Origin of the sequence: Streptococcus sp. 959, from assembly GCF_013277075.1 — a bacterium.
Classification (GTDB): Bacteria; Bacillota; Bacilli; order Lactobacillales; family Streptococcaceae; genus Streptococcus; species Streptococcus pseudopneumoniae_C.
The window spans coordinates 148,456-162,310 of sequence record NZ_VMMF01000016.1 but is presented as its reverse complement, the minus strand read 5'-3'; the positions used below and the strand labels follow the sequence as shown (position 1 = coordinate 162,310).

General features: G+C 39.0%; 13 protein-coding genes and 2 riboswitches. Of the genes, 9 read left to right on the top strand and 4 right to left on the bottom strand.

Annotated elements, in window-relative coordinates; translation table 11 throughout:
* Positions 1-29 precede the first annotated feature (29 nt).
* Positions 30-3,104 (top strand): DEAD/DEAH box helicase family protein, encoded by a 3,075-nt coding sequence (locus HT717_RS05900; RefSeq protein WP_173304685.1) that lies wholly within the window; start codon positions 30-32, stop codon positions 3,102-3,104.
* 145 nt (positions 3,105-3,249) lie between these two features.
* Here HT717_RS05900 and HT717_RS05895 read toward each other — a convergent pair whose 3' ends face one another.
* Genes HT717_RS05895 through HT717_RS05880 form a run of 4 tightly spaced genes read right to left on the bottom strand, consistent with a single transcriptional unit; the run spans position 3,250 to position 6,204 of the window.
* Positions 3,250-4,116, bottom strand: a complete 867-nt coding sequence (locus tag HT717_RS05895) for a cysteine ABC transporter substrate-binding protein (protein ID WP_173304683.1) — start codon at positions 4,114-4,116, stop codon at positions 3,250-3,252.
* An 11-nt stretch (positions 4,117-4,127) separates the two neighbouring features.
* Positions 4,128-4,886 (bottom strand): amino acid ABC transporter ATP-binding protein, encoded by a 759-nt coding sequence (locus HT717_RS05890; RefSeq protein ID WP_061759180.1) that lies wholly within the window; start codon positions 4,884-4,886, stop codon positions 4,128-4,130.
* Complete coding sequence (locus HT717_RS05885) at positions 4,887-5,564, bottom strand: amino acid ABC transporter permease (RefSeq protein ID WP_061759181.1); 678 nt, start codon at positions 5,562-5,564, stop codon at positions 4,887-4,889.
* Positions 5,524-6,204: an amino acid ABC transporter permease gene (locus tag HT717_RS05880; protein ID WP_173304681.1), complete on the bottom strand. Its 681-nt coding sequence runs from the start codon at positions 6,202-6,204 to the stop codon at positions 5,524-5,526. The genes HT717_RS05885 and HT717_RS05880 overlap by 41 nt, the downstream gene beginning before the upstream one ends.
* Before the next feature lie 215 nt (positions 6,205-6,419).
* On the opposite strand from HT717_RS05880, the gene lctO reads away from it, so the two are divergent.
* The 8 genes from lctO (at position 6,420) to tenA (ending at position 13,853) form a co-directional block, all read left to right on the top strand.
* On the top strand, positions 6,420-7,556 hold the full coding sequence (lctO, locus tag HT717_RS05875) for an L-lactate oxidase (RefSeq protein WP_006145218.1): 1,137 nt from the start codon (positions 6,420-6,422) through the stop codon (positions 7,554-7,556).
* 148 nt (positions 7,557-7,704) lie between these two features.
* A riboswitch (TPP riboswitch) is annotated at positions 7,705-7,793 on the top strand.
* A gap of 214 nt (positions 7,794-8,007) precedes the next feature.
* Complete coding sequence (locus HT717_RS05870; RefSeq protein WP_173304679.1) at positions 8,008-8,676, top strand: TenA family protein; 669 nt, start codon at positions 8,008-8,010, stop codon at positions 8,674-8,676.
* A gap of 125 nt (positions 8,677-8,801) precedes the next feature.
* Positions 8,802-9,584, top strand: a complete 783-nt coding sequence (gene thiM, locus HT717_RS05865; RefSeq protein ID WP_140833148.1) for a hydroxyethylthiazole kinase — start codon at positions 8,802-8,804, stop codon at positions 9,582-9,584.
* 1 nt (position 9,585) lies between these two features.
* Positions 9,586-10,215, top strand: a complete 630-nt coding sequence (gene thiE, locus HT717_RS05860) for a thiamine phosphate synthase (RefSeq protein ID WP_173304677.1) — start codon at positions 9,586-9,588, stop codon at positions 10,213-10,215.
* A gap of 95 nt (positions 10,216-10,310) precedes the next feature.
* Positions 10,311-10,399: riboswitch (TPP riboswitch) on the top strand.
* 155 nt (positions 10,400-10,554) lie between these two features.
* The gene (locus HT717_RS05855) at positions 10,555-11,115 is read left to right on the top strand and encodes an ECF transporter S component (protein WP_049539482.1); all 561 of its coding nucleotides are present in this window, start codon (positions 10,555-10,557) and stop codon (positions 11,113-11,115) included.
* Entirely contained in the window at positions 11,116-12,501 is a 1,386-nt protein-coding gene (locus HT717_RS05850; protein ID WP_173304675.1) for an ABC transporter ATP-binding protein, read from the top strand.
* Between the two features lies 1 nt (position 12,502).
* Positions 12,503-13,153 carry an energy-coupling factor transporter transmembrane component T gene (locus HT717_RS05845; protein WP_049541184.1) on the top strand — a complete coding sequence of 217 codons (651 nt, stop codon included), beginning with the start codon at positions 12,503-12,505 and terminating at the stop codon, positions 13,151-13,153.
* Between the two features lie 10 nt (positions 13,154-13,163).
* Positions 13,164-13,853 (top strand): thiaminase II, encoded by a 690-nt coding sequence (gene tenA, locus HT717_RS05840; protein ID WP_049541186.1) that lies wholly within the window; start codon positions 13,164-13,166, stop codon positions 13,851-13,853.
* Positions 13,854-13,855: the final 2 nt, after the last annotated feature.

The following is a 13,855-nucleotide window of genomic DNA, read 5'->3' as shown; positions in this document are numbered from 1 at the left end:
ATAGCATGAAATTAAAAAGAAGAAATAATATGAAACTACAATTTAAAAAACAACCATTCCAGTTGGATGCGGTTAGTGCAATTGCAGATATATTTCAAGGGCAGGACAAACAAACTGGAATCAGGTATATGGCTGATCCAGGTCGTCAAAAGTCAGATGAAGTGGATTTGGTATTGGATGCTTATCGAAATGCTCCTATCCGATTGGAACAGGAAGCTATTCGACGGAATGTTCATGTCGTACAGACTCGTTTTGGTTTACGACCTTCTGACAGTTTGTCGGTCGATATGGTTGCAGGTCGTCCAGCCTACAATTTCTCTATAGAAATGGAGACAGGGACGGGGAAAACCTATACCTATATCCGTACCATTATGGAGTTAAATAAACGCTATGGCTGGCTCAAGTTTGTCATTGTTGTTCCAAGTGTCGCCATACGTGAGGGAGTTCTTAAGTCTTTAGAAATCATGAAAACTCATTTTCAGGATGAGTATGGGAAACAGCCTAGATATTTTGTTTATGATTCTTCACGTTTAGGAGATTTGGATAGTTTTGCTAACTCATCGGATCTTCAAATCATGGTCATCAACTCCCAGGCTTTTAATACAAAAGGGAAAGTTGCGAATCGCATTCATGAAGAGCAGGAAAGTTTTCGTTGGCGTCGCCCAATTGATGTATTAGCAGCCATGAACCCAATCATGATTATTGATGAGCCCCAGTCTGTTGAAGGTAAGCAGACCAAAGAACGACTAAAAGACTTTAAGCCTCTCTTTACTCTTCGCTACTCAGCTACTCATAAAGAAAAGCATGATATGGTTTATCGACTGGATGCAATGGATGCCTATAACCAAAAATTGGTTAAGAAGATTGAGGTGAAGGCTATCGAACAAGCTGGAACGACTGGGACGCAGGGTTATCTCTATTTACAGGAAATTATTCCTCAAAAAACAGGAGCTCCAAAGGCTAAGATTGAGTTTGAGGTAAGAACTCAGTCGGGAGTGAAACGTAAAACAAGAATCGTTGAAGAACTTTTTGATTTATATTCTGAATCTGGTAATCTGGCTTCCTATCAAGGTATGACATTGAGTCAATTTAACGCAAGAGACAATAAAATCCAGGTCGGTGCAACGCAGGACTTATATGTTGGAGAGGTCATGGGTGAATTAGATGAGTCTAGTATGCGAAGAATCCAAATTCGTGAGACCATTAAGAGCCACCTAGAGAAGGAAAGTAGACTATATAGTCGTGGAATCAAAGTACTTTCTCTATTTTTCATTGACGAGGTTGCAAAATATAAGCAATACGATTCTCAAAATAATCCTTACAACGGAGATTATGCTCAAATCTTTGAAGAAGAATATGTAAGTCAAGTTAGACAGTTCTTACGTACTCAAGAACCTTCTAAATATTATCGTTATTTGGAATCTCACATTGATGCTAATGCAGTCCATGCGGGTTACTTTTCAGTCGATAAAGTGAAAAAGTCAGATAAGACGGTATTTGTGGATTACAAATCTGCCAGTGAGAAGAAAAGCAATTCATCAAACGATAAAGATGCCTATGATTTGATTATGAAAGATAAGGAACGTTTGTTGAGTTTTGAGGAACCGGTACGCTTTCTATTCTCGCATTCAGCCTTAAAAGAAGGTTGGGATAATCCCAATGTTTTCCAAATCTGTACTCTCAAGCAGTCTTCAGTAGAGACTCGAAAACGACAAGAAATTGGTCGTGGGATGCGTTTAGCAGTGGATCAAGATGGTGTGCGTCAAGATAAGGAACTTTTAAAAAGTGAAGTCCATGAGATTAACAAATTGACTATCATTGCAAATGAAAGCTATGATCAATTTGCGCGTGGATTACAAGCAGAGCTGAAAGAGCTGTTAGCTGATCGTCCTGTAAAAGTCGATGTTGCCTTATTTGAAAATAAAGTAATGCAAAACGGTGTAGGGGAAAAGATTAGAATCACTAGAGAACAGGCAGAGTCCATTCAGTATGATTTAATTATTCAGGGTTATATTGATAAGAAAGGTCAACTTACTGAAAAATATTTTACTGCCAAGGAAAACAATCAATTGAACTTATCAGATACACTTCCGGGATATGAGAAACAAGTTGTTGAAGTCCTAGAAAGTATTTACCAACCTGGAAAATATGAGATCGAAAATGCAAATAATACAACAGTGCAGTTCTCTAAGGAAATAAATAAAGAAAATATCGCCCGAAAAGAGTTCTTATCACTTTGGAATCAGATTAATCGTAAAACAGCTTATCAAGTTACTTTTGATGATACTGAGCTAATAGAGCAGTCTGTTGCTTATATTAATGAGAAGCTAGTGGTTAGCCAACCAGTGTACAATATTACGCAAGCCAGTGCAGTTCAAATGACAAAAGAAGGTTTGGAACTAGATGTGGGAGAAAATGCTCGTTCTCAGGAATATGTCGAAAATAGTCAAATTACAACTCAGTATGATTTGTTAGGAGAAGTAGCAGATCCTACGGGTCTAACCCGTAAGGTAGTAGCAGAAATTCTGAGTAAGATTCAAGTTGATAAGTTTGAAAAGTTCAAACAAAACCCAGAAGAATTTATTTTAAAAGTATCGAAGTTGATTAATGAACAAAAAGCAGCTCAAATTATCAAGCATATTCAATACAATATTTTAGAAGATGAATATGGTATGGATTTATTCTATGATAATGCAGAAACTGCGAAACTTTCAGATGAGCATTTACTAGAATCGAAAAAAGGTATTTATAACTATGTAAAGGTTGATTCAGATATCGAGCGTAAGTTTAAAGAATCCTTGGAACAGTATGAAGATGTTCGTGTGTATGTGAAACTACCTGGAAAATTTCGTATTTCTACACCTCTTGGTGATTACAACCCTGACTGGGCAATAGCCTTTCGTGAAGGAAGTGTGAAACATATTTACTTTGTGGCAGAGACTAAAGGATCGATGTCTAGTCTTCAGCTGAAACAATCTGAAAAAGAAAAGATCGAGTGTGCAAAAGTGCATTTTAGAGCATTAATTGAAGCTGGTCTGATTAGTGATCAATATATTTATGGCGTTGTTTCTAGTTATGAAGAGTTGCTGGGCTTAGTGAAATAGTATGATGATTTCTCGATAATAATTTACTATGTGAAAGTATTTTGTTCAATAATTCCAATAGTAGTTTTATTAGATAGATTATAAAACATAGAAAATCAGGTAGTCGCTAGGATTACCTGATTTCTTTTTGTGATTTCATTGAGTATTAGTCAACTTTTCCACCCTCAACAACTAGGTCGTCAGCTTTAGCAGCGTCACCGTAGGTTGGGTGTAGTGTTTTTTCATAGACTTTGTGGAAGAAGTTTTCCTTACCTAATTTTTCAATATCTTTATTGATGAAGTCTAGCAATTCTTGGTTGCCTTTTTGAACTGCTGCCGCAATGGTATCTGGATTACCGAGGGAAGTAATTCCTACTTCAAATCCTTTATTTTCAAGCGCCCAAGCTAGGACTTCCGTATTGTCAGTAGAGAAGGCATCTCCACGTCCGTCAAGAAGAGCTTGGTAAGAGTCACTATATTGGTCGTATTTTTGGAGTTTTACTTCTGGGTGATTTTTCTCAAAATAAGTTTCAGCCGTCGTTCCTTTTGTGACAATCAAGGTCTTACCTTCAAGTTGTTTGACGTCTGTAATGAGACCAGTCTTAGGTGATACGACTCCAAGTGAAACTTTCATGTATGGAAGGGCAAAATCAACTTGTTTCTTGCGTTCGTCAGTTACTGTAAAGTTGGCAAGGGTAATATCCACCTTGTTTGAAATCAAGTATTCAGCGCGGTTGGCAGCATCGACTGAAACGTATTTAACCTTGACACCAAGGTCTTGGGCCAGTTGGTTCCCCAATTCGATATCGTAACCTTGGTAAGAACCGTCATTGTCAACGTAACCAAATGGTTTCTTGTCTCCAAATACGGCGATTCGTAGTTCACCGCTTTTTTTGATTTCATCAATTGTGCGAGCCTTGGCAGTGGTTTTACCTGACGATGCACCACCATTTCCACCTGAGCTACAAGCTGTGATAAAGATAAGGGCAAACGCAAGTGCCAAAACAGTTAAGAGTGGTTTGAATAGTTTCATAAGAATCTCCTTTATAGATATGAGCCAAATTGGCTAAAGTCAAAGACGTTTAAAAATTCCTGGGCTCGCTTGGTTTGCGGATTGGTAAAGAAGGCTTGAGCTGTTCCTTCTTCAGCGATTTTCCCTTGGTCTAGGAAGATAATCCGATCGGCAATAGCTTGGGCAAACTGCATTTCGTGGGTTACTAAAATCATGGTACGACCTTCTTGAGCCAAATCATTGATAAGTTCCAGCACCTCACGCACCATTTCTGGATCCAGCGAAGCAGTCACTTCGTCAAAAAGGATAATTTCTGGATGCATGAGGAGGGCACGGACAATTGCCACCCGTTGCTTCTGTCCACCAGATAATTGACGCGCAAAGCTATGTTGTTTGTCTAGTAAACCAACACGTTCCAGTAGTTGCAGAGCTTCTTCCGTTACTTCCTTCTTGTCTCTCCCTTGAGCCTTGATAGGGCCTAGGATGAGGTTTTGAAGGACATCTAGATGGGGAAAGAGTTCATAGCTTTGAAAGACCATGCCAATCTTTTGGCGAACCAGGTGAAAATCTTTTTTATTTTCAACGATAGACTGACCATCCAGAAGAATATCTCCACATTGAATACTTTCTAAGCCATTGAGGCAACGAAGGAGGGTACTTTTCCCACAACCAGATGGCCCTAGGATAACCACAACTTCTCCTTTATTGATTTGTAGAGATAGACCTTGGAGGATGGGATTGTCTCCGAAGGATTTTTTTAGTTCCTTGATTTCTAAGATAGTTTCAGACATTTAGTTCCTCCAATGTTTTTCTAAGTGTGTGGATAGTTTGGAAATAGGAAAGCAGACTGCGAAATACAAGACTAGAATGGTTCCATAAATCCAAAAAGAAGCAGTTGGGATAGTCAGGCGATTGCTGTCGATGATTTGTTGTCCAACCTTGGTCACTTCAACAACCCCAATCAAAACAACCAAGGAAGTGGTTTTGATCATCCGAGTGACAAGGTTAATGGCCTGAGGTAGCAGTCTTCTCAAAACCTGTGGGATGATGATGTGGTAGTAAAGTTGAACATTGGTCAAGCCGAGCGCCTGTCCACTTTCAAACTGATGTTTAGGGAGGGAAGTGATGGCTCCACGAACCAAGTCCCCCATTTCAGCTGTTCCCCAGAGGGTAAAAACGATAATAGCAGAAGTCTCGCCTGAGATATTGATATTAAAGTTTCTAGCCAAGCCAAAGTAAACGATGAAGAGTAGCACCAGCTGGGGCATGATACGGATGAATTCCAGATACAATCGTGTTAAAAATCGTACAATTCTAGAATGGGAGGTCATGATGATTCCCATGATTGTTCCGAACATCATGGATAAGAGGACAGACAGGATGGATATTCCAATCGTAACGCCCAGTCCCTGTAAGATTCTCAGGAGATTATTTCCCTGAAAGAGTACTTGGATTCCCGAATCCTGCATGGCGGAGCCTCCTTTCTATCCAGCTAAAGATTAGTGAGATGGGTAGCAGCATCATCAGATAAGCAACTATCAACATAGCAAGCGCAATGTCTGTCTCATAATAGAGCCCAATCAAGTCCTTGGCGACATACATGAGGTCGGCCAAGGCTACTGCTGAGAAAACAGAGGTTTCCTTGATGAGGAAAATGACATTGGCACTAAAGGAGGGGAGTGCTACCGCTGTTGCTTGCGGAAGAACCACATAGCGAAAGACCTGTATAGGTGTCAGACCGATAGCTAATCCAATCTCCTGCTGAGTTTGACTGACGGCTTCCAGCCCACTTCGGAAAGATTCTGCCATGTAGGAACCTCCTAAAAAGACCAGTCCTAGCGTTGCACAGACTTCCGAAGATAGGACAATCCCTATTCGGGGAAGTCCGAAATAGAGAAAGAAGAGTTGAATCAAAAGGGGCGTGTTGCGTGACAATTCAATGTAGGCTGTCGCTACTTGCGCCAAAACAGGGATTCGATAATGTCGGATGATACTAACGATTAAACCGAGCAGAAAGGATCCCAGAATCCCCCAAAATGCAATATGTAAGGTCAGAAGAAATGCCTTTTGATATAGTGGTAGATATTGTTCAACAATGGACCAATCCAAAAATAGAACCTCCCATCTAGAAATAATACAGTTATTGTAGCACTTAAAATCTCCTTTGGATAATATGTATTTTTTATTGTCGTTATAAGGATTTTTTATCATAGAAATAAAATTTCTGAAATTTCCAAACAAAATATTTGAAAAATTTTGAAAAAAGAGTTAAAATATCTTTGTAATATACAAAGTAAACGCTTACTTATTAAGGAGGGCATTTTATGTCATACAAAACAAGCAATGCAGAAGGTCCTGTAGATTTCATCAATACTTATGATTTGGAGCCAATGGCACAACAAGTTATTCCGAAAGCAGCATTTGGCTATATCGCTAGTGGGGCGGAAGATACTTTCACTTTAAGAGAGAATATCCGCGCCTTTAACCACAAACTCATCGTTCCTCATACGCTTTGTGATGTTGAAAATCCAAGTACAGAGATTGAATTTGCTGGTGAAAAATTGTCTTCACCAATCATTATGGCGCCTGTTGCAGCTCATAAATTGGCAAATGAACAGGGTGAAGTGGCGACTGCGCGTGGTGTGCATGAATTCGGTTCGCTTTATACAACTAGCTCTTACTCTACTGTAGATCTTCCAGAAATTACAGAAGCCCTTCAAGGGACACCTCACTGGTTCCAATTTTACTTTAGTAAGGATGACGGTATCAACCGCCACATCATGGACCGTGTGAAGGCCGAAGGTTATAAAGCGATTGTCTTGACAGCAGATGCGACTGTAGGAGGCAATCGTGAGGTGGATAAGCGCAATGGTTTTGTCTTCCCAGTTGGCATGCCGATTGTTGAAGAATACCTGCCAGAAGGTGCTGGTAAATCAATGGACTTTGTTTACAAATCAGCTAAACAACGCTTGTCTCCACGTGATGTAGAATTTATCGCTGAATACTCAGGACTTCCTGTGTATGTCAAGGGACCACAATGCCGTGAGGACGTTGAACGTTCGCTTGCTGCAGGTGCCTCTGGTATCTGGGTAACTAACCACGGTGGCCGTCAAATCGATGGTGGACCAGCTGCCTTTGATTCACTTCAAGAAGTAGCAGAAGCAGTTGATAAACGTGTGCCAATCGTCTTTGACTCAGGTATTCGTCGTGGTCAACACGTCTTTAAAGCCTTGGCTTCAGGAGCAGACTTGGTAGCTATTGGTCGCCCTGTTATCTATGGCTTGGCCCTCGGTGGTAGTGTCGGTGTGCGTCAAGTCTTTGAACACTTGAATGCAGAATTGAAGACAGTTATGCAATTGTCTGGAACTCAGACTATTGAAGATGTCAAACACTTCAAACTCCGTCACAACCCATATAATCCAACCTTCCCAGTTGATCCTCGTGACTTAAAATTGTATTGATAAAATAGATTGCCTCCACTGAATGTGGAGGTTTTTCTTCGTCAATAGGAAGAATAAATCACCATTAAAAACTATATAAATATATTTTCTAATCAAATATCTTGCTAGGGCTTTCATTTTTTGCTATAATGGTCCAGTAATTAAATAATAAAGACATTTGGGGTGCTTTAGGCTGAGATGATACCCATTGAACCTGATACAGTTAAGACTGGCGAAGGGAAATGTGCAACGTTTTTTCGTATATCGAAATGAACGATCTAATCTTGTAAGTCAACTCTAATTCTTGATTGTAATTGGAGTTTTTTTGTTTCTATAAGCTGAATGAAGGTGATACAAAGCATTTAGGTAGCTCTTCTTGAACGCCCTTGATTTTCTTTAAAAAGGTCAAGTAAAACTAGGATTTTCTTGATGTTTTGTTGATTACGAACGATTAAAGAGAGGAGAAGTAAATATGGAAACACAAGACTATGCATTTCAGCCAGGTTTGACTGTTGGAGAATTATTAAAAAGCAGTCAGAAGAATTGGGAGGATGCAATCAATCATCGTTTTGTTAAGGAACTTTTTGCGGGGACAATTGAGAATAAGGTCTTAAAAGACTACCTAATTCAAGATTATCACTTCTTTGATGCCTTCTTATCCATGCTGGGTGCTTGCGTAGCCCACGCAGATCAGCTTGAATCCAAGCTTCGTTTTGCCAAGCAACTAGGCTTTCTTGAAGCAGATGAAGACGGTTATTTCCAAAAGGCTTTCAAAGAGTTAAAAGTATCTGAGAATGACTATCTGGAAGTGACCTTGCACCCTGTAACAAAAGCCTTTCAGGATCTAATGTATTCGGCAGTGGCTTCATCAGACTATGCCCATCTTTTGGTCATGCTGGTCATTGCAGAAGGTCTCTATTTAGACTGGGGTTCTAAAGATTTAGCTCTACCTGAATCCTATATTCATTCGGAATGGATCAATCTCCACAGAGGTCCTTTCTTTGCAGAGTGGGTTCAATTTCTGGTTGACGAACTCAATCGTGTTGGGAAAGGTCTAGAAGATTTGACAGAACTTCAGCAACGCTGGAACCAAGCAGTTTCTTTAGAATTAGCCTTTTTTGATATTGGTTATGACGCCTAGGGAAAGTTAAGGATACTGACAAATTTGACGAGGTAAATCATTCAATGTAAAAAAATTTCTTAACGAAAGATAGAGATAAATCGAAATCAGTAGATCGTATAAAGTGAAAAAGGAAGGATTTCAATATGACAAGTTTAAAATTATTAAAAGAAAAAACACCTTTGGTCATTTGCATAACCAATGATGTAGTAAAAAATTTCACAGCAAATGGATTAGTAGCACTGGGTGCATCACCAGCCATGAGTGAGTTTCCTGCAGATTTAGAGGATTTGTTAAAGTATGCTGGTGGTTTATTAATAAACATAGGAACATTGACAGATGAAAATTGGAAATTATACCAAGCTGCTCTGAAAATTGCAGAGAAATATAATGTCCCAGCAGTTTTAGATCCTGTAGCTTGTGGAGCAGGATCTTATAGAAAAAAAGTATCCGAAGATTTAATAAATAATTACAAGCTCGCAGCGATTAGGGGAAATGCTGGCGAGATTGCCTCTTTAGTAGGAATAAATGTGGCATCTAAAGGAGTAGATAGTGCAGGTGTAGATAATATTGACGAAATTGCTCTAGCAGCAAATGAGAAGTTCAATATTCCTATAATAGTAACAGGTGAAGTGGATGCTATTGCGGTAAATGGAGAAGTGGTAACGATTCATAATGGTAGTGCCATGATGCCAAAAGTTATTGGGACAGGATGCTTATTAGGTGCTGTAGTAGCAAGCTTTATCGGACTTGAAAAAGGTCAAGAATTGAAATCACTAGAAACAGCAATGTTGGTTTACAATATCGCTGGAGAAATGGCAGAAAAACGTCCAAATGGACATCTTCCTGGAACATTTAAAGTTGAATTTATAAATGCTTTATATGAGATTACAGATGAAGATGTAAAGGAATTCAAAAGAGTGAAGTAAGATGTTTCATAAAGAATTACTAAAACTATATTTTATTTGTGGAACGACTACTTGCAAAGGAAAAGATTTATATACAGTCGTTGAGGAAGCTTTAAAAGGTGGTATAACCTTATTTCAATTTCGTGAAAAAGGTGAGGGAGCCTTAGAAGGTAAAGAAAAAGTCGAATTAGCAATTAAACTACAGGATCTTTGTAAAAAATACAATGTTCCGTTTGTTGTTAATGATGATATTGATTTGGCGATGGAAATTGACGCTGATGGCGTACATGTAGGACAAGATGACCTTGGAGTTGATGAAATTAGAAAATTGATGCCAGATAAAATAATTGGTCTTTCTATAAAAAACGAGGAAGAATTTCAACAATCAAAAGTTGAATATGTAGATTATGTTGGTGTTGGTCCTGTATTTGATACCCAGTCAAAAGATGATGCTGGTGGTGCTATAGGTTATGAAGGTCTTAAATTGATGAGAAAACTATTGCCACAAATGCCCTTAGTTGCAATTGGTGGGATACAGACGCAACATATTAAAGACATTATGAAGACCAATGTTGACGGTGTTTCAATCATTTCAGCAATATCGTATGCAAAAAATATAGAAAAAACTGTTCGAGAAATGAGTGAACAATAGGTATCTATCTAACCAAAGAAAGATCTGCTGTATTTTCAGTTCAATTTCTTGAACTGGAAAAAATCGTTTGTTATAATATTTATATAATTAAATAATAAAGACATTTGGGGTGCTTTAGGCTGAGATGATACCCATTGAACCTGATACAGTTAAGACTGGCGAAGGGAAATGTGAAATGGTTTTGTATTTATAGAAACTAACCATCTAATCTTGTAAGCTGAACTCTAATTCCTATCTGTAATTAGAGTTTTTTCTTTTACGAAACTGGATGAAGATGATACAAAGCATTTAGGTAGCTCACCTTGAATGCCCCACTTTTCTTTAAAAAAGGAGTTTTTTATGTTGAAAAAATGGCAGTTAAAAGATGTTATTTTACTTGCTTTCTTGTCTATCTTTTTTGGTGGCGTTTTTGTGGGATCCGGCTATCTATTTGATATCCTCACCCTGATTTTAGCACCTCTTGGCTTGCAGGCCTTTGCCAATGAAATCCTCTTTGGTCTCTGGTGTATGGCTGCGCCTATTGCTGCCATTTTTGTTCCAAGAGTGGGAAGTGCAACGATTGGAGAAGTGCTAGCTGCGCTTGCTGAAGTCCTTTATGGTAGCCAATTCGGTCTAGGTGCCCTTTTGTCTGGCTTGGTTCAAGGTTTGGGAAGTGAACTTGGTTTTATCGTAACCAAGAATCGCTATGAAAGTTGGCTCTCTCTAACTGCCAATAGTATTGGGATTACGCTTGTTAGCTTTGTCTATGAATACATTAAGTTAGGTTACTACGCCTTCTCCCTTCCTTTTGTCCTTTCCTTGCTTGTAGTACGTTTTATTTCCGTCTTTTTCTTCTGTACCATCTTGGTTCGTGCTATTGTCAAACTCTATCATCAGTTTTCAGCTGGAGGAAAGGCATAGATGGGGCTGGAACTACGAGCGATTCAGTCCCCAATCTTCTCTGAGCCGCTTGATTTTACTTTTCATGCGCAAGCCTTTACCTTGTTGGTTGGGAGCAGTGGTTCAGGAAAATCTAGTCTTTTTCAAATGATTGCCCAAGTCAGTTCTCTTCCCTATAGCGGTCAAGTCCTGATAAATGGGAGCGAGGTCAGTCAGCTTTCTATCATTGAACGTGTCCAGACGGTTGGTATTCTCTTTCAAAATCCCAATCATCAATTTACCATGGAGAACTTGTTTGAGGAGCTGGTTTTTACCTTGGAAAATATTGCCTACCCAATCCAAGAGATTGAGTCTAAAATAGCAGAAGTTGTAGAGAAATGTAGAAGTCAAAAAATTCTCCACCGTCCGATTCACCAATTATCCGGTGGAGAAAAACAGAAAGCGGCCTTAGCAGTACTTTTTGCCATGAATCCAAGAGTCTATCTTTTAGACGAGCCCTTTGCATCTATTGATCGAAAAAGCCGCCTTGAAATATTAGGAATTTTAAAGGAACTGGTTCAAGCAGGCAAGACTATTATTCTTTGTGATCATGATTTGTCTGACTATGAAGCCTATATCGACCATATGGTGGAGCTAAGAGATGGAGAACTAAAGGAATTATTCAAAATTCCTTCCTCTGAAACGAGACAAGTTTTTTCAAAGGAAGTCGATTTTGGTTCAAATCTTCTTCATATGGATAAAATGACCTGTGTCCTGAATGATAGTCCCCTCTTTTCCATTGCTGATTTTACATTCTATGAAGGAATTTCCTGTATCTTAGGTGATAATGGTGTTGGAAAATCAACCCTTTTTCGCTCCATTCTACAGTTTCAGAAGTATAAAGGGCGCATTACGTGGAGGGGGGCAGTCCTGAAAAAGAAAAAGAGTTTGTATCGTGACCTAACGGGTGTTGTTCAGGAAGCTGAGAAGCAGTTTATCCGAGTCAGTCTGCAAGAGGAACTTCAATTAGATGGACCTAATTTTGAAAGAAATCAGCGGATACTCCAAGCTTTACGATATTTTAATCTGGAGCAGGCACTCGATAAGAGCCCCTATCAATTAAGTGGTGGTCAGCAAAAGATGATTCAATTATTGACCATGCTGACGAGTAGAGCCACTGTAGTCTTGCTAGATGAACCTTTTGCAGGTTTAGATGATAGAGCATGTGATTATGTCTGTGAGTGGATAAAGGAGGATAGCCAGAAGGGACGTAGTTTTTTAGTGATTTCCCATCGTTTAGATCCTCTTGTGTCAATAGTTGATTACTGGGTTGAAATGACAGCTACAGGTTTAAAACATCTAAAAGAAGTGTCTATCTCAAGGCCTATAAAATCTCTTGGTATAGAAGATGAAAGGGAGGTGAGATAGTATGGTCAAAGTAGCAACTCAGACACCGATTATCAGTCTCTTCTTGCTGATTTTATCCTTGGAAACCTCCTTTGTTCCATCGGTTACTCTCAATTTATCGGTCGTCTTCTTTTGCATGGTCTATATGAGTTTTTACCGTAAGTTTCGTATGATGGTTTGGATGCTTTTATTAGCTATTCTACCAGCCTTTGCCAACTACTGGGCAGTTCATTTGCATGGTGATGCTTCTCAAGCAGTTATACTTGGAAGCAGGGCTTTTGTGACAGTTTGTATAGGAATTGTATTTATCTCAAGCATCTCACTAAAAGAGTTACTATTGTATTTATCCCAAAAGGGATTGTCACGTTCTTGGGCCTATGCCTTGCTAGTGGTTTTCAATGCTTTTCCTCTGATTCAGAAGGAAATTAAATCTTTAAAGGAGGCCTGTTTGTTACGTGGCCAAGAACTGCATTTTTGGTCTCCCTTGATTTACAGCAAGGTTCTGATGACAGTCTTTAGGTGGCGTCATCTTTATCTGAGAGCTCTGTCGGCGCATGGATATGACGAACATGCACAGTTGAAGAATAGCTATAGGACTTTTTATATTGCTAAAAAAACAAAATTAATCTACCTACTTATATTTTTAATTCTTCAAACCAGTTTATTTTTATAAAGGAGTTATTATGGAATTTACAGATATTGCAATGGAAATATCGAGGGAGTCCTGGCAGGCTTCCTTTAGGCACCCCTTTGTTTTGCAGTTACAAAAGGGAAATTTAGACCCGTCTATTTTCCGTTACTACTTGATACAGGATGCCTACTACTTAAATGCTTTTTCAAAAGCCTATGATATCTTGGCTGAAAAGACTTCCAACCAAGAGATGAAAAGACTCTTGAAACAAAATGCCCAGAGTCTAGTGGAGGGTGAGTTATTTATCCGCCAACAATTTTTCAAGGAATTGAAAATTAATGATGAGGAAATGGAGCGGCAACCAATTGCTCCAACCTGTTATCATTATGTTTCGCATATTTATCGACAATTTGAAGAAGCAAATCTAGCCATTGCTTTTGCGAGCTTACTTCCGTGTCCATGGTTGTACCATGATATAGGCAAGGAACTCAATCTTAATCCATCACCAAATCCTCTCTACCAACAATGGATTGAAACTTATATTACGGATGAGTTGGAGCAGCAAATCAGAGAGGAAGGGGCTCTGGTCAATCAACTCTATCGAGAAAGTGACGAGACAGACAAGAAAAAAATGCTAGATGCCTTCCACATTAGTGTTCATATGGAAGCTAAATTTTGGGAAATGGCCTACCAACACCAAACCTGGAAGAGCGATTTACAGTCTTTAGAAAAAGGAGAATAATA